General features: G+C 41.1%; 1 protein-coding gene and 1 pseudogene. Both read right to left on the reverse strand.

The window, feature by feature from the left end; translation table 11 throughout:
• A pseudogene (locus MICAI_RS17270) lies at positions 1-183 on the reverse strand (hypothetical protein); the annotation flags it as partial.
• A complete protein-coding gene (locus tag MICAI_RS17275; RefSeq protein ID WP_008205183.1) occupies positions 180-527 on the reverse strand; it encodes a DUF4347 domain-containing protein in 348 nt (115 codons plus the stop codon). The pseudogene MICAI_RS17270 and the gene MICAI_RS17275, both read right to left, overlap by 4 nt.
• Positions 528-635 lie beyond the last annotated feature (108 nt).

Below are 635 nucleotides of genomic sequence, written 5' to 3' on the forward strand. Positions count from 1 at the left end.
AAAACGTTTTTTTGTCTTTGCTGAAGCGGTAATACGTTTCAGTTCTTTTTCTAGAGATTCGGGAATTTTTGTCCAATCAATTAATTGGTGAACTTCGGGAAAAAAGAAGTATAAAAACGCTTCAAAATACTCGGTTAATGCTTCTTTCCAGGGTTCATCATAATTGGCGGTTGTTGGGTTCATTTGAGTTGTCTGCTTACTCCTAGGCTGTGAAGCGCGATAGCGTAACGCACCGATTTAATAATAGAGGTGGTGGTGGTAATCTGGGGATTTTGTGGTAAAAAAGCGGAGATTTGTTCGATTCCGTCTTGATTGGGAGTGAGAATAACGGTGGCGACTTCTGGAATTACCCCAGCTTGGAGACTTTGATAATCGGTAACACCAGCATCGAGGAAAACTACGGTAGCGGTTAAACGCTGATTTCTCGCACTATTCACCTGATTAGCTTGACTCAAGCCATCAGATTGAGCGAAATTGAACAAAGCATCGTCAACAGCAGGAAGGCTCCGCAAAAGGGTAGAAGTCATGACATTAACCGCAAAGGATGACTGCGACTATTTTATGCAAAGAATCCCGAATTTTTCAAGGGGGATATAACAAAAATTAACATTATACAGAAAACGGGTTTCTCCTTT

Source organism: Microcystis sp. T1-4 (assembly GCF_000297435.1).
Lineage (GTDB): Bacteria > Cyanobacteriota > Cyanobacteriia > Cyanobacteriales > Microcystaceae > Microcystis.

Bases quoted from the DNA above. Each gene is read 5' to 3' on its own strand.
- MICAI_RS17275 (WP_008205183.1), bottom strand. From the start codon at position 527: ATGACTTCTACCCTTTTGCGGAGCCTTCCTGCTGTTGACGATGCTTTG.